Source organism: Brevibacterium sp. S111 (genome assembly GCF_004745075.1).
Lineage (GTDB): Bacteria > Actinomycetota > Actinomycetes > Actinomycetales > Brevibacteriaceae > Brevibacterium.
The window spans coordinates 15,289-35,611 of the sequence record NZ_RHFH01000020.1; the positions used below are offsets into that span (position 1 = coordinate 15,289).

The 20,323-nt window shown below is 64.9% G+C and carries 17 protein-coding genes and 1 other RNA gene; 9 read left to right on the forward strand and 9 right to left on the reverse strand.

Going from position 1 to position 20,323, the window contains the following annotated elements; translation table 11 throughout:
* Nucleotide 1 precedes the first annotated feature (1 nt).
* Nucleotides 2-1,054 (forward strand): lipoyl synthase, encoded by a 1,053-nt coding sequence (gene lipA, locus EB836_RS16495; RefSeq protein ID WP_135542362.1) that lies wholly within the window; start codon nt 2-4, stop codon nt 1,052-1,054.
* A 55-nt stretch (nt 1,055-1,109) separates the two neighbouring features.
* Nucleotides 1,110-1,847 (forward strand): DUF4191 family protein, encoded by a 738-nt coding sequence (locus EB836_RS16500; protein ID WP_135542364.1) that lies wholly within the window; start codon nt 1,110-1,112, stop codon nt 1,845-1,847.
* Nucleotides 1,848-2,056: 209 nt separating this feature from the next.
* Here EB836_RS16500 and EB836_RS16505 read toward each other — a convergent pair whose 3' ends face one another.
* Entirely contained in the window at nt 2,057-2,497 is a 441-nt protein-coding gene (locus tag EB836_RS16505) for an RDD family protein (protein WP_135542365.1), read from the reverse strand.
* 143 nt (nt 2,498-2,640) lie between these two features.
* On the opposite strand from EB836_RS16505, the gene glnA (EB836_RS16510) reads away from it, so the two are divergent.
* Complete coding sequence (glnA, locus tag EB836_RS16510; protein WP_135542367.1) at nt 2,641-4,065, forward strand: type I glutamate--ammonia ligase; 1,425 nt, start codon at nt 2,641-2,643, stop codon at nt 4,063-4,065.
* A gap of 126 nt (nt 4,066-4,191) precedes the next feature.
* Nucleotides 4,192-5,658, forward strand: a complete 1,467-nt coding sequence (locus tag EB836_RS16515; RefSeq protein WP_135542369.1) for a mycothione reductase — start codon at nt 4,192-4,194, stop codon at nt 5,656-5,658.
* A 27-nt stretch (nt 5,659-5,685) separates the two neighbouring features.
* On the opposite strand, the gene EB836_RS16520 is transcribed toward EB836_RS16515, so the two are convergent.
* Genes EB836_RS16520 through EB836_RS16530 form a run of 3 tightly spaced genes read right to left on the reverse strand, consistent with a single transcriptional unit; the run spans nt 5,686 to nt 10,299 of the window.
* Nucleotides 5,686-8,727 carry a bifunctional [glutamine synthetase] adenylyltransferase/[glutamine synthetase]-adenylyl-L-tyrosine phosphorylase gene (locus EB836_RS16520; RefSeq protein WP_135542371.1) on the reverse strand — a complete coding sequence of 1,014 codons (3,042 nt, stop codon included), beginning with the start codon at nt 8,725-8,727 and terminating at the stop codon, nt 5,686-5,688.
* Between the two features lie 5 nt (nt 8,728-8,732).
* The gene (gene glnA / locus EB836_RS16525) at nt 8,733-10,091 is read right to left on the reverse strand and encodes a type I glutamate--ammonia ligase (protein WP_135542373.1); all 1,359 of its coding nucleotides are present in this window, start codon (nt 10,089-10,091) and stop codon (nt 8,733-8,735) included.
* Nucleotides 10,092-10,095: 4 nt separating this feature from the next.
* Nucleotides 10,096-10,299, reverse strand: coding sequence for a hypothetical protein (locus tag EB836_RS16530; RefSeq protein WP_135542375.1), 204 nt, complete (start codon nt 10,297-10,299; stop codon nt 10,096-10,098).
* Nucleotides 10,300-10,596: 297 nt separating this feature from the next.
* Between EB836_RS16530 and ald the strand changes: the two genes are divergently transcribed.
* Nucleotides 10,597-11,715, forward strand: coding sequence for an alanine dehydrogenase (gene ald / locus EB836_RS16535; RefSeq protein WP_135542377.1), 1,119 nt, complete (start codon nt 10,597-10,599; stop codon nt 11,713-11,715).
* A gap of 124 nt (nt 11,716-11,839) precedes the next feature.
* On the opposite strand, the gene EB836_RS16540 is transcribed toward ald, so the two are convergent.
* Nucleotides 11,840-12,565, reverse strand: coding sequence for an FCD domain-containing protein (locus tag EB836_RS16540; RefSeq protein WP_135542379.1), 726 nt, complete (start codon nt 12,563-12,565; stop codon nt 11,840-11,842).
* Between the two features lie 209 nt (nt 12,566-12,774).
* Here EB836_RS16540 and map point away from each other — a divergent pair, with 209 nt between their 5' ends.
* Nucleotides 12,775-13,683 carry a type I methionyl aminopeptidase gene (map, locus tag EB836_RS16545; RefSeq protein WP_135542380.1) on the forward strand — a complete coding sequence of 303 codons (909 nt, stop codon included), beginning with the start codon at nt 12,775-12,777 and terminating at the stop codon, nt 13,681-13,683.
* Between the two features lies 1 nt (nt 13,684).
* Nucleotides 13,685-14,527, forward strand: a complete 843-nt coding sequence (ppgK, locus tag EB836_RS16550) for a polyphosphate--glucose phosphotransferase (RefSeq protein ID WP_135542382.1) — start codon at nt 13,685-13,687, stop codon at nt 14,525-14,527.
* Between the two features lies 1 nt (nt 14,528).
* Here the strand turns inward: ppgK and rnpB are convergent.
* An RNA gene (rnpB, locus tag EB836_RS16555) (RNase P RNA component class A) lies at nt 14,529-14,896 on the reverse strand.
* A gap of 140 nt (nt 14,897-15,036) precedes the next feature.
* Here rnpB and yaaA point away from each other — a divergent pair.
* Nucleotides 15,037-15,813: a peroxide stress protein YaaA gene (gene yaaA, locus EB836_RS16560; RefSeq protein ID WP_135542384.1), complete on the forward strand. Its 777-nt coding sequence runs from the start codon at nt 15,037-15,039 to the stop codon at nt 15,811-15,813.
* Nucleotides 15,814-15,863: 50 nt separating this feature from the next.
* On the opposite strand, the gene EB836_RS16565 is transcribed toward yaaA, so the two are convergent.
* Both EB836_RS16565 and EB836_RS16570 read right to left on the reverse strand, forming a co-directional pair.
* Nucleotides 15,864-16,592: a hypothetical protein gene (locus tag EB836_RS16565; protein WP_135542386.1), complete on the reverse strand. Its 729-nt coding sequence runs from the start codon at nt 16,590-16,592 to the stop codon at nt 15,864-15,866.
* A gap of 14 nt (nt 16,593-16,606) precedes the next feature.
* Complete coding sequence (locus EB836_RS16570) at nt 16,607-17,467, reverse strand: Nif3-like dinuclear metal center hexameric protein (RefSeq protein ID WP_135542388.1); 861 nt, start codon at nt 17,465-17,467, stop codon at nt 16,607-16,609.
* A gap of 102 nt (nt 17,468-17,569) precedes the next feature.
* On the opposite strand from EB836_RS16570, the gene EB836_RS16575 reads away from it, so the two are divergent.
* A complete protein-coding gene (locus EB836_RS16575; RefSeq protein WP_135542390.1) occupies nt 17,570-19,111 on the forward strand; it encodes a fatty acyl-CoA synthetase in 1,542 nt (513 codons plus the stop codon).
* A gap of 75 nt (nt 19,112-19,186) precedes the next feature.
* Here the strand turns inward: EB836_RS16575 and bioB are convergent, their stop codons facing one another.
* Complete coding sequence (gene bioB / locus EB836_RS16580) at nt 19,187-20,281, reverse strand: biotin synthase BioB (RefSeq protein WP_205683401.1); 1,095 nt, start codon at nt 20,279-20,281, stop codon at nt 19,187-19,189.
* Nucleotides 20,282-20,323: the final 42 nt, after the last annotated feature.

The window sequence follows — 20,323 nt, forward strand, 5'->3', positions numbered from 1 at the left end:
GATGACGATTGCACCAGAAGGCCGCCGGATGCTTCGGGTCGAAGCCCGCAACTCCGAGACTCCGATCGAGGACAAGCCCGCCTGGATCAAGGCCAAAGCCCATATCGGGCCCGAATACACCTCCCTGAAGTCCTTGGTGCGCAAGCAGGATCTGCACACCGTGTGCGAGGAAGCGGGCTGCCCGAACATCTTCGAGTGCTGGGAGGACCGCGAAGCGACCTTCCTCATCGGCGGCGAACAGTGCACCCGACGCTGTGACTTCTGCCAGATCGACACAGGCAAACCGGCCGCATTCGATGCGGACGAACCTCGCCGCGTGGCCGCCTCGGTGGCCGAGATGGGGCTGCGCTACTCCACGATCACCGGCGTCGCCCGCGACGATCTCGAAGACGGGGGTGCATGGCTGTACGCGGAGACGGTGCGCCAGATCCACGACCTCGAGTATGTCGACGGCCGCGGCACCGGCGTCGAGCTGCTCATCCCCGACTTCAGTGCGAAGCCGGATCAGCTCGCCGAGGTGTTCTCATCCCGCCCCGAGGTGCTCGCCCACAACGTCGAGACGGTTCCGCGCATCTTCAAGCGCATCCGCCCTGCCTTCCGGTACGAGCGTTCGCTGTCCGTCATCACTCAGGCCCGAGAGGCCGGACTCGTGACGAAGTCGAATCTCATCCTCGGGATGGGTGAGACGAACGATGAGATCATCTCCGCACTGCAGGACCTCCACGACGCCGGCTGCGACCTCATCACGATCACCCAATACCTGCGCCCCTCCCCCAGACACCACCCCGTCACCCGGTGGGTCAAACCGGCCGACTTCGTGATGCTGCGCGATGCCGCCGAGGAGATCGGCTTCCTCGGCGTCATGTCGGGCCCGCTCGTGCGTTCGTCCTACCGCGCCGGTCGCCTGTGGGCGACTGCGATGCGCCGTCGCGGAGAGGAGATTCCCTCCCACCTGCAGCATCTCGACAAGCACACCCCGGCCAAGCAGGAGGCTCAGGCCGTCGTGGATACCTTCGGACCCGGCGAAGAGGTAGACTTGACAGCTGAGCAATGAAGGCGTTCGTCACCTGGTGATGTCGCCGCGACGCCCCTCAAGAGCAAGTGAGAGAATGAGCGAAGAACCGCGCAAGGGAATTTTCCGGCGCAAGCCGAAGGATCCGAACAAGAAACCCGGTCGTCTGGCACAGATGCGCCAGGTCTACGAGCTGTCCGCCAAGCACAACAAGGCGACGCCGTGGCTGTTGGCCGCGGCGGTGCTCGGACTCACGCTGATCGGGCTCTTGGTGGGTCTGCTGATCGGCGGAACCACCGTGATCTTCACGACGATCCTCGGTCTCATGCTCGGTCTGCTGCTGGGCATGTTCATGCTCGGCCGCTTCGCCGAGACTGCGGCCTTCGCGCAGATGGACGGACAGCCGGGCGCCTTCGGCGCCGTCCTCAACACTGCTCGTCGCGGCTACCTCATGGATGAGAAGCCGATCGCCATCGACCCGAAGAGCCGTGACCTCGTGTTCCGCTCCACCGGTCGCGCCGGCGTCGTCCTGCTCAGCGAAGGGCCCAAGGGACGCAGTGCGAAGCTGCTGGCCAAGGAGAAGAAGCGCCATGAGCGCATCCTGCCCAATGTTCCCGTCCACACCTTCCAGGGCGGCAAGGAAGACGGTCAGCTGGCGATGAAGCAGGTCGTGCCGACCGTGCAGAAGCTGCCGCGCAAACTCAACCGGGCAGAAGTCCTCGCCGTGCGCAACCGCCTGGCGGCGCTGGGCACACAGGGATCGCGTCCCCCGATTCCCAAGGGCATCGACCCGAACAAGGCCCGCCCGAATCACAAGGCGATGCGCGGACGCTGATCGACAGGCGCTGATCGACCCTCGCAACGGCGGCGGCAGCACCCGGATCGCGCACAGAAGCGGCGCCGGCTCGAAACGAGTCGGCGCCGCTTCAGTCTCTTCTGCGCTACTGTCCTGAACGCCGCTTTCTTCTGCGCTTCTGTCCCGGCGGAAGTGTTCCGAGGCCAGGCAGGTGGTCTGGTCGGGCCGGTTCGCCCCCTCACCGGGTGTCAGCGGCGGAGGATGACGGTTCCCGCGGCGAGGTCGTGCAGTCCGCGGTTGTCCCGGTCGAAGATCAGAGCGGGGATGACGAGCACGACGAGCACCGCACGGATGAACGATTTGAGCAGCCCGGGAACATGCCCGGACAGCCGGCGGACCTCGATGCCGAAGAGGCGATGGCCGACCGAGTAGCCGAGTGTGCCGACGAGCAGGAGATTCTCCAAGGCGAAGAAACCGGGGGCCAGAAAGGGATTGGCCGGGTCGATGACGTTGGCGATCGCCAGACACATCAGCCAGTCGACGAGAAGAGCGAGGATCCGCTTCCACGCAGGAGCCAGAGAATGCGAACCGGAGACAGGCAGACCGAGCCGTTTGCCAGGCCAGTCGTCTTCTTCCCTGTCGAACCGGGGTCCTTCGAGCCAGGAACCGAGGTCGTCACGATTGATCACCCTCCCACCCTACGAAATCCGGCCTGAGTGAATCCTCAGGAAACATGCCCGAAACATGAGCGTCATCACCACTTCATTCCGGGGCGACTAGGATTGACCGTGGTCAGGACAAACGGCCACCGTACTCGAACTAGGAGACCTAAGTGTTCTCGTCTGCTGAAGAACTCGTCAACTACATCTCGGAGAACGACGTCAAATTCGTCGATGTCCGGTTCTGCGACCTGCCCGGTGTGGTCCAGCACTTCAACCTCCCCGCCGCCTCCTACGGCACAGAGGAGATCACCGAGGGTCTGCTCTTCGACGGGTCCTCCATCACGGGATTCCAGGGCATCCACGAATCCGATATGAAGCTGCTCGCGGATGTCACCTCGGCGTACATCGATCCGTTCCGCGACGCGAAGACGCTGGTCATCACGCATTCGATCGTCGATCCCTTCACCGATGAGCCGTACTCGCGCGACCCTCGTCAGGTGGCGGCGAAGGCAGAGTCCTACCTGGAGAGCACCGGAATCGCCGACACCGTCTTCTTCGGTGCCGAAGCGGAGTTCTACCTCTTCGATTCCATCCGGTACGAGAACACCCCCGGCAGCAGCTTCTACAAGATCGGCTCGCAGGAAGCGGCCTGGGACATGGGCACCGACGAGCCCGGCGGCAACCAGGGATACAAGACCCCCTTCAAGGGCGGCTACTTCCCCGTCTCGCCGCAGGATCAGTACGCCGACATCCGAGATCACATGTCACTGACGCTCGAGCAGATCGGCTTCGAGATGGAGCGTGCCCACCATGAGGTCGGCACCGCCGGTCAGCAGGAGATCAACTACAAGTTCAAGACTCTCCAGCACGCAGGCGACCAGCTGCTCGACTTCAAGTACGTGATCAAGAACACGGCATTCGAGCTCGGGAAGTCCGCGACCTTCATGCCGAAGCCGCTGTTCGACGACAACGGTTCGGGTATGCACTGCCACCAGTCGCTGTGGAAGAGCGGCGAGCCCCTCTTCTACGACGAGAACGGCTACGGCGGTCTCTCCGACCTCGCCCGCTGGTATATCGGCGGACTCATCGAACACGCCGGTGCCGTACTCGCGTTCACGAACCCGACGATCAACTCCTACCGCCGCCTCGTCCCCGGCTACGAAGCCCCGGTCAACCTCGTGTACTCGGCCCGGAACCGTTCGGCAGCGATCCGCATCCCCGTCACCGGATCCTCCCCGAAGGCCAAGCGTCTCGAGTTCCGTGTGCCCGACCCCTCATCGAACCCCTACCTCGCGTTCTCCGCGCAGCTCATGGCCGGCATCGACGGCATCCGCAACCGCATCGAACCGCCGGAGCCGATCGACAAGGACCTCTACGAGCTGCCCCCGGAGGAAGCCAAGGACATCAAGATCGTCCCCGGCACCCTCGACGAGGCGCTCAATGACCTCGAGAAGGACCACGACTTCCTCACCGCCGGTGACGTCTTCACCCCCGACCTCATCGAAACCTGGATCCGGATCAAACGTGAGAACGAACTCGACGTCGCACGCCTGCGTCCGACTCCCACAGAGTTCGAGCTCTACTACGCGCTCTGACCTTCGCCTGCGCACAGCAGGACAGGAATAGAGTGGGGGCGTCACGGGTTTTCACCCGTGGCGCCCTTTCGCCTCTTCGCCTCGTGACCGCACGGGCCGGAACACTGACCATTGGAGGGTTGGATCTTGACGCACTACGACCTGCTGCTCATCGGCACCGGATCGGGGAACATGTTCCTCGACAAGCGATTCAAGGGACTGAAGACGGCCATCGCCGAGGAATGGCATTTCGGGGGCACCTGCCTCAACGTCGGCTGCATACCGACGAAGATGTTCGTCTACCCTGCCACTCTGGCCGAGCAGGCCGCGCAGGCCGACCGCTACAACCTCTCCCCCACACAGCCGCAGGTCGATTGGGCAGGACTCCAGGACCGCATCTTCTCTCGCATCGACGCCATCGAATCCGGCGGTCGCGACTACCGCAGCAGCGATCGACAGCCGAACATCACCGTCGTCGCCGAACACGTTCACTTCACCGGCCCGAAGAGTGTGCGCACCGCCTCGGGTGAGGAGATCAGCGCAGACCGCATCGTCATCGCCGCCGGTGCACATCCCGTCATCCCCGACATCGACGGGCTCGACGCCTCCCGCGTCGACGGCGAAGACTACCCGGTGTTCACCTCGAACACGGTGATGCGTCGCCCCACCCAGCCCGAGCGCCTGGTCATCATCGGCTCCGGCATCATCGCCATGGAGTTCGCCCACATCTTCTCCTCCCTCGGCACCGAGGTCACCGTCCTCGCCCGCGGGCCTCGCCTGCTGGGCAACATCGACGCCGAGGCGGCCGACGAGTTCACTCGCATCTTCGACTCGTCCCATTCCGTCCTCCACGGCGTGCAGGCCGGGCACATCGACGTCGACCACGGCGAAGTCACGATCGGCCTCGAACCCAGCGGCCGCCTCGGCGAGGTCGACCGGCCGGAGACGATCACCGCCGACGCAGTGCTCGTCGCCACCGGCCGGGTGCCCAACACCGCCGAACTCGATGTCGCGACCGCCGGATTCGACGTCAGCGACGGGCACCGGCTGGCCGTCGACGATCATCAGCGGGTGCTCTCCGAGGGCTCGCCGGTGCCCGGTGTCTTCGCCCTCGGCGACATCTGCTCACCGCATCAGCTCAAGCACGTGGCCAATCACGAAGCGAAGATCGTCGGACGCAACCTCGACGCCGATGTCGCCGCAGGGCAGCCGGGGGCGGCTCGCGAGGAGGACCTCGCCAGGGTGAACCACCATGCGGTGCCCGGAGCGGTATTCTCCTCCCCGCAGGTCGCCTATCTGGGGATGAGTGAAGAGGAAGCCGAGGAGGCCGGTCACGACATCACCGTGAAGGTCCAACAGTTCTCGGATGTCGCCTACGGGTGGGCGATGGCCGACGACCCGGGCATCGTCAAAATCATCGCCGACCGCCGCAGTCGGCTGATCCTCGGTGCATTCATCGTCGGACACGAAGCGTCGATGCTCATCCAGCCCCTCATCCAGGCGATGGCCTTCGGCCAGACCGCCGACGAGGTGGCCACGGGACAGTACTGGATCCATCCGGCCCTGCCCGAAGTCATCGAGAATGCACTCCTCGGCCTCGAATTCGAGGACTGAGCACCAGCGGCCGTCGGCAGGCTCGGCTCAGAAGCCGTAGAAGCGGTGCTCCATGACGGCACGGGCATGCCGGGTGGTGCGCAGATAATCGTCCTCGAGGTCATGGCCCTCGCCGGCGGCGTAGCCGAGCAACCGAGCCGTGGCCTCGAGCTCGGTGTGGTCACCGGGCAGTGATTCCGCGGTGCGACCTCTGAAGAGCATCACGGCAGACCGCACATCCGTGGCCAGCTGCCATGCCTCCGCCAGCTGCGCGGCATCCTCGGCGGGCAGCAGCTGCGCCTCGGTGGCGGCAGCGAGTGCCTGCAGGGTCGAGGTCGTGCGCAGACTGGCCAACTCATGCCCATGCTCGAGCTGGAGGAGTTGGACGGTCCATTCGACGTCGGAGAGGCTGCCGCGGCCGAGCTTGAGGTGCCGCCGTTTGTCCGCATTGCGGGGCAGGCGTTCGTCCTCCATCCGCGCCTTGAGCGTGCGCACCTGCGTCAGCGCCTTGTGCGGCATCTCGGCGGGGTACCGCAGCGGGTCGATGAGTGAGAGGAAGTCCTCGATCAGTCCTTCGTCTCCGGCGACCGGACGCGCCCGCAGCAGCGCCTGGGCTTCCCACGGCTGTGACCATTTCGCGTAGTAGGCCTGGTAGGAGGAGAAGCTGCGCACGAGCGGTCCGTTCTTGCCTTCGGGCCGCAGATCCGCGTCGAGGTCGACTCCCTGTGCGCTTTCGCTGGCCTTGAGCCGTGAGGACAGCTGCAGCGCCACCTTGTTGGCATGTTTGCTCAGCTTGCCCTTCGCCTCGGCGTCGAGATCGTTCGACTTCGCTCGGACGACGTACATCGCATCGGCGTCGGAGAAGTACCCGATCTCCCGTCCGCCCCAGCGGCCCATCGCGATGACGGCGAATTCGTAATCGGGCGTCTCCGGTGTCTCGAGGTCGGTGCGCACGGCTTCCAGCGCACCGCGGACGGCAAGATCCATGAGATCTGAGAGATCGCCGGGGATCGCGGATCGGTCGCCGACATCGAGGACGTCGCGCAGGGCGATGCGCAGCAGTTCTCGACTGTAGGTCTCGCGGATCGGCGTGACAGCGGCGCCTCCGTGACGTTTGAGCAGTCCGTCGACTTCGGCCGACAGCACGTTGAGGTCACGGGCAGCGAGATTGTCGTACTTGTCCAACCAGGCCACCGCCGCGGGCTGGCGCAGCAGCAGCTCGGTGGCGTAGCCGGACAGGGACAGCACATCGGCGACCGACTTGGCGGCGAGTCCGGAATCCCTGAGCATCTTGAGGAACCAGCCGGAAGAGGCAAGCGATTCGCTCAGTCGCCGGAACGCCAGAAGTGCCCGGTCGGGTTCGACTCCGTCGGAGAACCAGTCGAGCAGCGCCGGCAGCACCTGTTTGATCACCATCGCCGTGCGCGATACGCCGGTCGTCAGGGCCTTGATATGGCCCAGAGCACCCTGCGGATCCCGATAGCCGAAGGCCCGCAGACGATCGGCTGCGGCCTGCAGACTCGAGCCGCGCTTGTGGGCTTCGACGACGGCCCCATGGACGCCGACGGCGGCTTCGAGGATCGGCCGGTAGAAGATCTGCTCATGCAGTCGGGTGACGTGTCTGGCGTAGTCGCGGCGGGTCTCTTCGAGGCGGGCACCGGTGCGGGAGCCGGAGCGGAAGACCGACCGGGCGAGCATCCTCAACTTCGCATCGTCATCGGGGATGAGAGCATTGCGCATCATCCGGGGAATCTGCACCCGATGCTCGACGACGCGCATGAACCGGTAGGCGGCGGAGAACACGGAAGCATCCTGTTGGCCGATGTATCCGTGCTCGCCGAGCTCTTCGAGCGCCATGAGAGTGTTCGGGGTGCGGATGTCCTCGTCGGTGCCGCCGTGGACGAGCTGGAGCATCTGGGCAGAGAACTCGACATCACGCAGGCCCCCGCGACCGAGCTTGATCTGACGCGGAGCCTCAGCGGCCGGGATGAGGTCGACGACGCGACGACGCATCGATCTGACACCGTCGATGAAGCCCTCACGACTGGCCACCTTCCACACCAGCGGCAGAAGCGAGTCCGAGAACCGTCTGCCGACTTCGGCATCACCGGCCACCGGCCTGGCTTTGAGCAGCGCCTGGAATTCCCAGTTCTGGGCGATGTCGGCATAGTAGTGCTCGAACTCCGAGAGAGTGCGCACCAGTGCTCCGGCCTTGCCTTCGGGACGCAGCGCGGTGTCGACTTCCCACAGCGCAGGTTCGCCTCCGGCGTCGGAGAGGACTGCCCGTGTCCGCTGGGCCAGATCCGTGGCGAGATCCCGCGCGTCGCCGTCGTCGGCGGAGTCGAGGACGAAGACGACATCGACGTCGGAGACGTAGTTGAGTTCGCGGGCACCGGTCTTACCCAGAGCGATGACGGCCAAGCGGATCCCGTCTCCCCCGTCGACTTCGGCTCTGGCGATCGCCAGAGCAGCATCGAGCGCGGCGGCGGCAAGATCGGACAGGACCGCCATGACGTGGTCGACGATCTCCTCAGGCGCTTCGGCCGCGAGATCATCGGCGACCAGCCGCAGCACGGCGTCACGATAGTTCCGGCGCAGCGAGCGGATCCCCTCGTCTCCGGTCACGGTGGCGAGCGGTGCCGGGGACTCGGGGTCGGCACCGACGGCCTGGAGCATCTCGGCCCGCAGCGACACCGCCGAGGCGGCGGGTGTCGAGATCAGCAGGAACGGTTCGGGCACCAGCAGAAGCGGCAGCGAATCAGGATGTCGGACCAGGTGGTCGACCATCGCCTCCGAGGTGCCCATGACCGCGAGCAGGCGCGCCAGCAGCGGCCGGTTGAGTTCGTCTTCTGCCAGCGTCTCCGCAGTGCCGGAGCGAACGGCCGAGAGCAGCGCCGCGGAGTCCTGCCCAGCGGCCTCGACGACCCGGAGCAGCCCGAGGGCGGCACCGTGCGGATCCGGGGTTGCCAGAAGCAGCTCGACGAAGCGCGAATCCGTGGCCAGAGGCTGGCCCAGGAGCTCATCGAGCTCGTGGAGGAATCGGGCTGTCGCATCCGGGACGCTGGTCGTGCGTGAAGTGATTCCTGCCATGGGGATTACATCGAAGTGAAATGCTTGGCGAGTTCATAGGGTGTCACCTGGGCACGGTAGTCGTTCCACTCCTGACGCTTGTTGCGCAGGAAGAAGTCGAAGACCTCTTCGCCGAGGGTCTCGGCCACGAGATCCGAGCTCTCCATGATCTCCAGCGCATGAGACAGACTGCGCGGCAGCGCCTCGATACCCATCGCCCGCCGTTCGGTGTCCGAGAGCTGCCAGACATTGTCCTCGGCCTCCTCGGGAAGCTCGTAGCCTTCCTCGATTCCTTTGAGCCCGGCGGCGAGCATGAGGGCATAGGACAGATACGGGTTCGCCGAGGAGTCCATGGCCCGGTATTCCACCCTCGCCGAGGAGGACTTGCCGGAGTTGTACTGCGGCACCCGGACGAGGGCCGAACGGTTGCGGTGACCCCAGGAGATGTAGGACGGAGCCTCATGACCGGTCCACAGCCGCTTGTACGAGTTCACGTGCTGATTCGTCACCGCCGAGATCTCGGCGGCGTGTGTGAGCAGACCGGCGATGAATTGGCGCCCGGTCCTCGAGAGCTGATACTCCGCTCCCGGTTCGAAGAAGGCATTGTTCTCCCCTTCGAACAGCGACACATGTGTGTGCATGCCGTTGCCTGGGTGCTCCGACAGCGGTTTGGGCATGAACGAGGCGTAGACGCCCCTGGAGATCGCGACTTCCTTGATCACTGACCGGAACGTCATCACATTGTCGGCCATGGTCAGGGCGTCTGCGTAGCGCAGGTCGATTTCATTCTGCCCGGGTCCGGCTTCGTGGTGGGAGAACTCCACCGACAAGCCCATGGCTTCGAGCATGGTCACCGCTTCGCGTCGGAAGTCATTGGCTGTGCCGCCGTTGACATGGTCGAAGTATCCCGCGGTGTCGACGGGTTTCGGCGCGGTGCCGTCGGTGATGCCGGTGACCGGGTCGAGGTTGTCGGTCTTGAACAGATAGAACTCGATCTCAGGGTGCACGTAGAAGGTGAAGCCGCGTTCGGCGGCTTTCGCCAGAGTGCGTTTGAGGACATTGCGCGGATCCGCCGGTGCCGGTTCTCCCCCGGGCACATGGATGTCGCAGAACATCCGCCCGGTCGGTTCGGTCTCTCCCCGCCAGGGAAGCAGGGAGAACGTCGAGGGGTCGGGTTTGAGCACCATATCGGCCTCGTAGACCCGGGCGAGCCCCTCCACCGCCGAGCCGTCGAACCCGATGCCCTCGGAGAAGGCGCCTTCGAGTTCGGCCGGCACGATGGCCACGGACTTCAGCTGCCCGAGGACATCGGTGAACCAGAGTCGGATGAATCGCACATCACGATCTTCAACGGTCCTGAGAACGAATTCCTCCTGACGTGACATCCGATCAGCCGTTCCACTTCTCGTCGTCTTCGTCCCACTTCTGGCTGCGTTCGCGAGCCTTGTCCAGGGCGGCGCGTGCGACCTCTTCGGTCTCGTACGGGCCCATCCGGTGCGTCCAGTCGCTGACCAGGCCCTTTTCGACGGTGTTCGTCTCAAGATTGAAGTAGTACTTCGAGTCAGGATCGTCGATATCTTCGTAGAGTCCCATGTCGAGCCCTCTCTCCTCAGCGGGGTTCTGCGTTGACAGTTTCAGCTTACCGTTTCGCAGGGAGTTCGCGGTGCATCCCGTGTTCTCAGACCTGCCAGCCGATCACGCCCGGCTGGAATCATGTTTTCCGCGTCATCTGGTACCGAAATACACTGATTCCGTATCTGACAAGACGAAAACAGCCTTAAAGGTTTGCTCTCCAAACCTTCTAAGGAATACAGTTGAACCATCGTCGACCGACGTCGAAGTCGGCGGCCTTCGCCCCAGCGGCGCTCAATCATGAAAGAAGGACACACAATGCGCATTTCAGTGCCCACAGAGGTCAAGAACAACGAGTTCCGAGTCGCCATCACAGCTGCCGGCGTGCACGAGCTCGTCGCCCACGGCCACGAAGTCACCGTGCAGGCGGGAGCCGGCGAAGGCTCTTTCATCACCGACGGAGAGTATGCCGCCGCGGGTGCGAAGATCGCTCCCGATGCTGAGAGCACCTGGACCGCAGGCGATCTCGTCCTCAAGGTCAAGGAGCCGATCGCTCAGGAGTACGGCTTCCTGCGCAAGGACCTCATCCTCTTCACCTACCTGCATCTGGCCGCCGACGAGGCGCTCACCCGTGCCCTCATGGAGGCAGGCACCACCGCGATCGCCTACGAGACCGTGCAGCCCGACGGCGGCGGACTCCCGCTGCTGGCTCCCATGAGTGAGATCGCCGGGCGCCTGTCGACGCAGGTCGGTGCGCACAGCCTGCTCAAGGCCAACGGCGGCCGCGGCATCCTGCTCTCCGGCGTCCCCGGCGTCGAGCGCGCCAATGTCGTCGTCATCGGTGCCGGTGTCGCCGGCACGAACGCGGCCCGCATGGCGCTCGGCCTCGGAGCGACCGTCGAGGTCATCGACATCAACATCCCCCGTCTGCGCCAGATCGACGAGACCTTCGCCGGTGCGATCGGCACGAAGGTGTCGAACAAGTACGAGATCACGAAGGCTCTGGCCGGCGCCGACCTCGTCATCGGCTCCGTGCTCATCCCCGGAAAGAAGGCTCCGAAGCTCGTCACCGATGAGATGGTCGCGGGCATGAAGCCGGGTTCGGTCCTCGTCGACATCGCCATCGACCAGGGCGGCTGCTTCGAGAACTCGCGTCCGACGACGCACGATGATCCGACGTTCACCGTTCACAACTCGGTCTACTACTGTGTGGCGAACATGCCCGGAGCCGTGCCGAACACCGCTACGGCGGCGCTGACGAACTCGACGCTGCCGTTCGCTGTCAAGATCGCCGACCAGGGCTGGCACAAGGCCCTGTCGAATGATTCGGCACTGGCACGCGGACTCAACATCCACAACGGCCACGTCACCAACGACAACGTCGCCGAGGCATTCGGTCTCGAGGCCGTGTCCGTGGCCCACGCGCTCGCCAACTGAGTCCGACCGCGGTCACCGCAGATGCCGAAGGCCGGCGCTCCCATCCGGGAGTGCCGGCCTTCGGCAGTCGACTTCAGAACAATCCGGGCATGAGGCCCCCGGCCTGACGGGTCTCCCGGGCGGCTCAGTCGCGGGAGACGATGGTGGTGTAGCGGAAATGGTCCTCACAGAGCTGACCGGCTTTCTGCGCATCCCCCTCGGCGATCGCCTCGACGATCGCGGCGTGGTCGGCCACGGCGTGGTCGAAGAGCTCGGCAGAGAACGGGTCGTGGCGGAATCCCGCGTTGATCTTCGTATCGATGTCGATGGCCATCCGCACGAGTTCAGGGTTGTGGCCGGCGCGGGCGATCGCGAAATGGAACTGCGCGTCCGCGGTTCGGGCGGCGGCTGCCTCGGCGCGTTGGGAATAGATCTGAGCCAATTCGTGCAGTTCGGCAAGCTCGGTCTCGGTGCGGCGACGGGCCGCCGTCGCGGCAAGGGAATTCTGAAACACGGCGCGGGCATCGAGCAGATTGCGCCGCTCGGCGTGGAACTCATCGATACGACCGGCCATGGGCGCCAGCGCTTCTGGGCGGGCGTTCTTGACGAAGGTCCCTCCCCCGCGTCCTCGGCGACGTTCGACGACACCGAGGCGCTCGAGGCGCAGCAGCGCCGCACGCACGCTCGACCGGGACACCTGCAGATCGGAGGCCAGGGTCCGCTCTCCCGGCAGAAGGGTGCCTTCCGGCAGAGCCCCGACCGCGATTCCGGAGAGGATGTGGTCGGCGATCTGCTGAGGCGCGCTCGTCAGGCTCACGACTTCGCCGAGGCCGGAGAACTCATGGTTCCCGGCCGTCGTCTCCTCGCTCACTCTGCCTCCCTCTGTTCGCGCCGTCTGTTCTCGCCGGCGGCCCGCGGTCACGCCCAGATGGTCGGGACCGGAGTCATTCGACGCGGGCGAGTCCGTTCCGAACGCCTCCCCTGTTTCGATTCTAGTCGTGCCCGCGGCCTGCCCGAAGCAGCGACAGGCGCCCGCGAAGTGGGACAAAGTCGGACAACCACCATAGAATCGAAGGCATCATGACTGCTCACACGCGCCTCCTGACCCCCGGCACCATCTCTCCCGAACGGACAGTGCCGAAGACCATCGCCCGCCCCGAATACGTCGGACGCGCCGACGCGAACGAAGGGCGCGGGAACAACTTCTACTCCGCAGAAGAGATCGAGACCGTCCGAGCAGCGGGACGGATCGCTGCCAATGCTCTGGCCGTCGTCGGAGAGATGATCGTCCCCGGCATCACGACCGACGACATCGACGCCGTCGCCCACGAGTACATGTGCGATCACGGCGCGTACCCCTCGACCCTGGGCTATCGCGGATTCCCGAAGTCCGTGTGCACCTCGGTCAATGAGGTGATCTGTCACGGCATTCCCGATTCGACGGTCATCGAAGACGGTGACATCGTCAATGTCGACATCACCGCCTACTATCAGGGGATGCACGGCGACACGAACTACACGTTCACCGCCGGGCAGGCCGACGAGGAGTCTCGGCTGCTCGTCGAACGCACCTATGAGGCGATGATGCGCGGCATCAAGGCGGTCAGGCCCGGACGCGAGATCAACATCATCGGTCGCGTCATCGAGAAGTACGCGAAGCGGTTCGACTACGGCGTCGTCCGTGACTACAGCGGCCACGGCGTGGGCCGCGAATTCCACTCCGGACTCATCGTCCCCCACTACGATGCCGCGCCCGCGCACGCGGAGACGATCGAACCGGGAATGATCTTCACCATCGAGCCGATGCTCAACCTCGGCACGATCGACTGGGATGTGTGGGACGATGCCTGGACCGTGGTGACGAAGGATCGGAGGCGTTCGGCCCAGTTCGAACACACCCTTGTCGTCACCGAGACCGGCGCGGACATCCTCACCCTGCCGGATGCCGACACGGCGATCGCTGCGGGACCGGTGAACGGTGGAAACTGAGATGAGCACCGAGGCGGCCCACAGGTTCGCAATCGGCATCGACATCGGCGGGACCGGGATCAAAGCGGCACTCGTCGACACCACGACCGGAAGACTGCCGTTCAAACGACTGCGGGTGCTCACCCCGAAGCCGGGCACCCCGACCGCAGTGGCTGAGACGATCGCCGTGCTGCTCGAGGACCTCACTCAGCAGGCCCTCGATCTCGAACTCGTCACCGATCGGGCAGAACTCGACTCTCTGCCCGTGGGCTGCGGCTTCCCCGGCGTGATCCGGCGCGGTCGCGTCGAATACACCGCGAACCTCGATCAGAGTTGGATCGGTTCGCACATCGACGCGGTCATCGGCGACCGCACTGGCAGGACTGTGTACTTCCTCAACGATGCCGATGCGGCCGGACTGGCCGAGATGATCTTCGGCGCCGGGCGCAGCCACCGGAAGAAGACCGTGCTCCTGACCACCCTGGGCACGGGCATCGGCACCGCACTGTTCACACAGGGACGGCTCGTGCCGTATACGGAGCTCGGTCATATCGAGATGAATGGTGCGGATGCGGAGACGCAGGCGGCCGAGTCGGTCAAGACCCGCCTGGGGCTGTCCTATTCGGAGTGGGCGGCACGCCTGCAGCAGTACTACTCGCTCGTCGAGCTGTTTGTGGCACCGGACGTCATCATCGTCGGCGGTGGGGTGTCGAAGTCGCATGCGCAGTTCCTGCCGCTCATCTCCACTCGCGCCAAACTCAAACCAGCGAAGCTGTTCAACAACGCCGGAATCGTCGGTGCGGCGATGATCGCCGTCAACGGCGGGCAGGCGAAGGTCAAGCGCGTTCGGTCCGAAAAGATGTGATGAGGACAGGCCACCGATACGCCGGGTTCTGTCGACGAGTCGGTCACCCTTCTCGCCTGACGGCCATCTGTCTGGGACCGATGTTGCCACCGGCCTCAAGCAATCCACCCGACAGCTCGGCGAGCCGCCTCGAACGCTGTCTGTCTGATCTTGCTCCGGATGGGGTTTACCCAGCAGCGTCGGTCACCCGACACTCTGGTGGTCTCTTACACCACCGTTTCACCCTTACCCAGTCGGAACTGGGCGGTCTGCTTTCTGTTGCACTGGCCCGCGGGTTGCCCCGGGTGGGTGTTACCCACCATCCCTGCTCTGGGGAGCCCGGACGTTCCTCAGCCCTCTGACGAGAGCCGCGGCCGTCTGGTGACCTGTCCTCAAGCAACCCAGTCTAGCGTCTTCGACGGACTCCGTCGCACAGCGTCTCTCCCACCTCCCCCGGGTCGAGGCGAACGTGACGAAGCTCATCCGATACCGCCTGCGATCGTGTCCGCTGGTGCTCCTACGATGGAAGGGTGAAGATCCTCCTGCCGCCCTCCGAGGGCAAGACGCCGGCCGCCTCCGGACCGACTCTCGACCTCGACGGTCTCTCGGCTCCGGACCTCACCAGCAAGCGCAAGCGCGTGCTCTCCGCGCTGCAGAAGACGTCGAAGAGCCGGGATGCACTCGAGCGCCTCGGCGTCGGCAGATCCCTGGCCGCAGATGTCGAACGCAATACGGTTCTCGACTCGATCCCGTGTGCCCCGGCCCTGCTCACCTACTCTGGTGTCCTCTATGAGGCGATGGGCTCGGACGAGTTGGTGGCCGCGGCCGAGGACGACGAGACCCTGCGTGAACGTCTGCGCCACGTCCAGGTCTTCTCCGCCCTCTTCGGCCGGGTTCACGGCCTCGATGTCATCCCGGCCTACCGGCTGGCGATGAAGACCGAGCTGGGAACGCTGGGTCGGCTGACCTCGTACTGGAAGCCGATCCTTGCGAAGTCCTGTGCCCTCGAACCCGACGAGGTGGCCCTCGACTGCCGTTCGAGCGATTATCGGGCCGCGTGGCCCGGGCCCCATGACCGGGTCGTGCTCATGGGGGCGGTGACCGACAGCGACGGCAGACGTCGTGTCGTCTCCCACTGGGCGAAGTTCTATCGCGGGCAGTTCGCCGGCCGTCTCCTCGCCGACGAGCGCCCGCTGCCGCAGACGATCGAGGAGCTGGTGGCCCGTGCCGAAGAGTTCTACGAGGTCGAGTTCACTGCGCACACTGCGTCGAAGCCCGCGGCTCTGACAATCGTTCTGCGTGACTGAATCGCTCTGAGCGTGCAGCCCCGGGGCCGTGTGCAATGGCGCGGCAGCGGTCAGCTGCGCCGCAGCAGCACCGCTTCGCACTCCTCGCATGCGTAGGTTTCGTTCACATCGGCGCCGAGCATCGCGTTCCACGCGGCTCCACCGATCTCCTGCCCGCAGGCCTGACAGTTCGGCCCCGTGAGCAGTGCGGCTCCGGGGCCGCCCTGGCGCACATTCGCCTCGAAGGCCGTCACCACCTGCTGCGGAAGCTCACGTCGAGGCTGTTCGGATTCCGCTTCATTGACTGTGAGAAGTTCGCTCAGCTCGGCCTGCCGATTCTTGACGGCCGTCTGCACTTCGCGTCCGGCCGCCGTGACCTCGGCAAGCCTGTCATCGATGGCGGCGAGTCCCGCCTCGGCGGCTTCGAGCCGTTCCATCTCCTCGAGTTCGGACTCCTCGAGTTCGCCCACGCGCTGTTCATGCCCGGCGATCTCGTCCTGCAGATTCACCAGGTCCCGGCTGGTCAGTCCTGTGCCGTCGTTGAGTTCGACGCTCTTCTTCTCGATCTTCGCCCGCTGGGCCTCGATGAGCGCATTCGTCTCGGCGATCGCAGCACGGTGGGTTTCGACGACTTCGTTCGCTTGGGCCCGCTCATCGCCGAGTTCCTTGTGCTTGCGCACGAGCTCCTGCAGTTCCCCGGCTCGTTTCGGGTTCTCATGTTCGTAGCGCAGGGCGCGGCCCTGGGCAGTGAGTTCGATGAGGGTCGTCAGCGCGGCGCGCTGAGCATCGGTGATGAGCATCAAGTGTCTCCTCGTCAGTAGCGTTCGACCCAGGGGTCGGTGTTGACGGCCGAATGCTGCAGGGAGACGGTGAAGCCACGGGCGGCGAACTCCGCTTCGAGTGCTTCGGCCGCGGCGTTGAGCCAGACGGTCTCGGACGCCCAGTGGGAGACGTCGATGATTTCGAGTCCGCCTTCGCGCCGGTTTGAGGTGTCGAGCGCTTCGGTTGCCGGGTGGTGGCGCAGGTCAGCGGTGACGTAGACCTCGGCGCCATGGGCGCGAACCTCGTCGAAGAGGGAATCTCCGGCACCCCCGCAGACGGCGACTCGAGTCACTGTCGCAGCGGGATCTCCGGCGATGCGCACTCCTGTGGTGGTGCGCGGAAGCTGCGCTGCCAGACGTCTGGCAAGCTCTCTCACCGGGGTCGGCTGAGGCAGGTCACCGACACGTCCGATGCCCGTAGCAGGAAGCTCAGGCTCGGCGGAGGCGGCGATCCCAGCGGTGTGCGGTGTCAGGGGTTCGGCGTCGGTGATGCCGAGCAGAGAGATGAGGACATCGGAGACACCGCCGCGAGCGGAATCGGCATTCGTGTGCGCATTGAACAGTGCGATGTCGTTGCTGATGAGCGTGTGCACGGCCCCGCCCTTGAGCGTGGCGGCGTTCACAGATTTCACCGGTTTGAGCATGAGCGGGTGGTGGTTGAACACGAGATCGGCTCCGAGCACCACAGCCTCGGCGATGACCGCGTCCATCGGGTCGAGCGCCAGGAGGATCGAACGCACCTCGGAGTCGGGATCCCCGACCGCCAGGCCCACCGAATCCCAGGACTCGGCCAGGGCCGGCGGCCACAGCGCATCGAAGACGTCGACGCAGTCACTCACCTTCGGATGTCTCATGGCTCCACACTATTACATTCCCCGAGCGGGAACCTTCCGAGCTGGGGGCCCGGCAATGAGATCAACTTCACACATCGTCGAATTCGCCCATATATTGGAACCATGTCAGTTTCAGATACCGCAGCCGCCTCTCCGACCTCCAGCAACACTTCGACGATCTCCGATCTCATCCGTCGCAGCGCCGGCCGCTTCTCCGCGGCCACGGCGATCGAATTCTCGGATCGGAGGTGGACATACGCTCAGCTCGACGAAGCTGTCACGGCCGTCGCCCGGGAGCTTGTGCGCCTGGGCGTGACGAAGGGCGACCGAGTGGCCGCCTATGGCAAGAACTCGGATCTCTACGTCTTCCTCTACCTCGCCTGTGCCCGCAAGGGTGCCATCCACGTGCCGGTGAACTATCAGCTGAAGAACGACGAGCTCGACTACATCCTCGACAACGCCGGAGCGAAGATCGTCTTCGCCGACGGCGACCTGCTCGACACCGTCACGGCCACTCCGACGGGTGGGAGCGCTCAGGTCATCGACTTCTCGACTCTCGTGCCTGTCGCCACCGCAGGTGACATCGCCCCGGTCGGCGCAGGTGAGTTCTCGGTCACCGATGCCGATGTCGCACAGCTGCTCTACACCTCCGGCACCACCTCGGCGCCGAAGGGAGCAGTCATGACACACCGCGCACTGATCCACGAATACCTCTCGGCGCTGCTGTCGCTCGACTTCACCGCGGATGATCGCTGCGTCCATGCGCTCCCGCTCTACCACTCCGCGCAGATGCACGTCTTCCTCATCCCGCTGCTGTCCGTCGGCGCCCACAACATCATCGTCCCCGCACCGGTTCCCGATGAGCTGCTGGCGATCTTCGAAGAACGCGAGATCAGCACATTCTTTGCCGCGCCCACGGTCTGGGTGGCACTGGCGAACAGTCCCGAGCTCGAGACCCGCAATCTCGACAGCCTCCGCAAGGCCTACTACGGCGCCTCGATCATGCCCGGACCAATCCTCGACCGACTCCGGGCACGCTTGCCTGAACTCGGGTTCTACAACTGCTTCGGGCAGTCCGAGCTCGGCCCCCTGTGCACGGTGCTGCGCCCGGAGGAGCACGACGATCATCCGGGCTCCGCCGGACGCCCCGTCATGTTCGTCGAGACCCGCGTCGTCGACTCGGCCGGCAACAACGTCGCCCCGGGCACTGAAGGCGAGGTCCTCTACCGCTCACCGCAGCTGTGCGAAGGCTATTGGAATCGTCCCGACGCCACCGCCGAGGCATTCGACGATGGCTGGTTCCACTCCGGCGACCTCGTCAAGGTCGATGAGGAGGGCTTCATCGAAGTCGTCGACCGTGTCAAGGACGTCATCAACACCGGCGGAGTCCTTGTCGCCAGCCGGCAGGTCGAAGACGCGATCTTCGAGCTGGCTCCGGTCGCCGAGGTGGCAGTGGTCGGCGTCGCCGATGAGAAGTGGATCGAAGCGATCACGGCCTTCGTCGTCCTCAGATCGGGACAGCCGGAACTGAGCGCTGACGAGGTCATCGCCCACGTCAAGAACCGTCTGGCGGGCTTCAAGGTGCCCAAACGAGTGGAATTCGTGGCCGAACTTCCGAAGAACTCTGCCGGCAAGATCCTCAAGCGCAGCCTGCGCGACGTCTGAGGACGTCTGCCGGTCGAGCCCACACGGCTCCGATTCGACGCAGACGGATTCGGCCTCGGAAAAGAGGGACGATCCTCAGACGTTCGCACCCTGAGCCGTGCCGGCCCCGCGCCTGCGGATGACTGGATCGCTGCGATCGGCACCCGCGGCGATGTCCGTGCCTGCATCGCCCTGCTGGTCCGCGGTGTCGTCCTGGCCGAGGACCGTGAAGCCGTTGTCACGGATCATCGCGAGGTCGTCGGCGGCGGCCTGCCCCTCGGCGGTGAGATAGTCGCCGAGGAAGATCGAGTTCGCCAGGTGCAGTGCCATCGGCTGGAGAGATTTGAGGTGGATCTCGCGCCCGCCGGCGAGACGGATCTCGCGATCGGGGCAGACGAAGCGTGCCGTTGCGACGATCTTCATGCACTGTGTCGGGGTGAGGTTCCATTGGCCTTCGAGCGGGGTGCCGTCGAAAGGCACGAGGAAGTTGATCGGAATGGAATCGGAATCGAGGTTCTTCAACGCGAAGAGAGCTTCGATGATCTGTTCGTCGCTCTCGCCGAGGCCGACGATGAGTCCGCTGCACGGCGAGAGTCCGGCGGATTTGGCGAGCTCGACGGTGTTCGTCCGGTCTTCGTAGGTGTGGGTCTTGACGATGTTGTCGTGGAAGGACTCGGCTGTGTTGATGTTGTGGTTGTAGGCATCGGCACCGGCATCTCTCAGTGCCTCGGCCTGCCCTTCGCGAAGGATGCCCAGACACGCGCAGACCTCGACGTCGGGGTTCTCGCCCTTGAGCCGTTCGACGATCTCGCCGACGCGGCCGACATCGCGGCGGCTGGGCCCGCGACCGCTGGCGACGAGACAGACACGTGCGGCTCCCCCGCCGATTCCCATGTTCGCCTGGTCCATCGCCTCCTCGGTGCTCAGCCACGAGTATTTGAGGATCTCGGCCGTCGATCCCAGCGACTGCGAGCAGTACGCGCAGGACTCCGGGCACATCCCCGATTTGAGATTGACGAGGTAGTTGAGCTTGATCGTCATCGCGAAGTACCGGCGGCGCAGCCGGGATCCGGCGGATACGAGTTCGAGGAGGTCTGCATCGGGCGTGGCCAGGAGGGCGAGTGCTTCAGACTCGGTGATCTGTCCTCCGTCCAGAATGGAATCGGCAAGTCGGTGGGGAGTCATGGTCATCATCGAATGGTCCTTTGCCTGACTGGAAGAAATCCTGGTTTG

Excerpts from the sequence above, each read along its gene's own strand:
- lipA (WP_135542362.1), top strand. The coding sequence starts at position 2 with ATGACGATTGCACCAGAAGGCCGCCGGATGCTTCGGGTCGAAGCCCGC.
- EB836_RS16500 (WP_135542364.1), top strand. The coding sequence starts at position 1,110 with ATGAGCGAAGAACCGCGCAAGGGAATTTTCCGGCGCAAGCCGAAGGAT.
- EB836_RS16520 (WP_135542371.1), bottom strand. The coding sequence starts at position 8,727 with ATGGCAGGAATCACTTCACGCACGACCAGCGTCCCGGATGCGACAGCC.
- glnA (WP_135542373.1), bottom strand. The coding sequence starts at position 10,091 with ATGTCACGTCAGGAGGAATTCGTTCTCAGGACCGTTGAAGATCGTGAT.
- EB836_RS16530 (WP_135542375.1), bottom strand. The coding sequence starts at position 10,299 with ATGGGACTCTACGAAGATATCGACGATCCTGACTCGAAGTACTACTTC.
- ald (WP_135542377.1), top strand. The coding sequence starts at position 10,597 with ATGCGCATTTCAGTGCCCACAGAGGTCAAGAACAACGAGTTCCGAGTC.
- map (WP_135542380.1), top strand. The coding sequence starts at position 12,775 with ATGACTGCTCACACGCGCCTCCTGACCCCCGGCACCATCTCTCCCGAA.
- ppgK (WP_135542382.1), top strand. The coding sequence starts at position 13,685 with ATGAGCACCGAGGCGGCCCACAGGTTCGCAATCGGCATCGACATCGGC.
- EB836_RS16565 (WP_135542386.1), bottom strand. The coding sequence starts at position 16,592 with ATGCTCATCACCGATGCTCAGCGCGCCGCGCTGACGACCCTCATCGAA.
- EB836_RS16570 (WP_135542388.1), bottom strand. The coding sequence starts at position 17,467 with ATGAGACATCCGAAGGTGAGTGACTGCGTCGACGTCTTCGATGCGCTG.
- EB836_RS16575 (WP_135542390.1), top strand. The coding sequence starts at position 17,570 with ATGTCAGTTTCAGATACCGCAGCCGCCTCTCCGACCTCCAGCAACACT.
- bioB (WP_205683401.1), bottom strand. The coding sequence starts at position 20,281 with ATGACCATGACTCCCCACCGACTTGCCGATTCCATTCTGGACGGAGGA.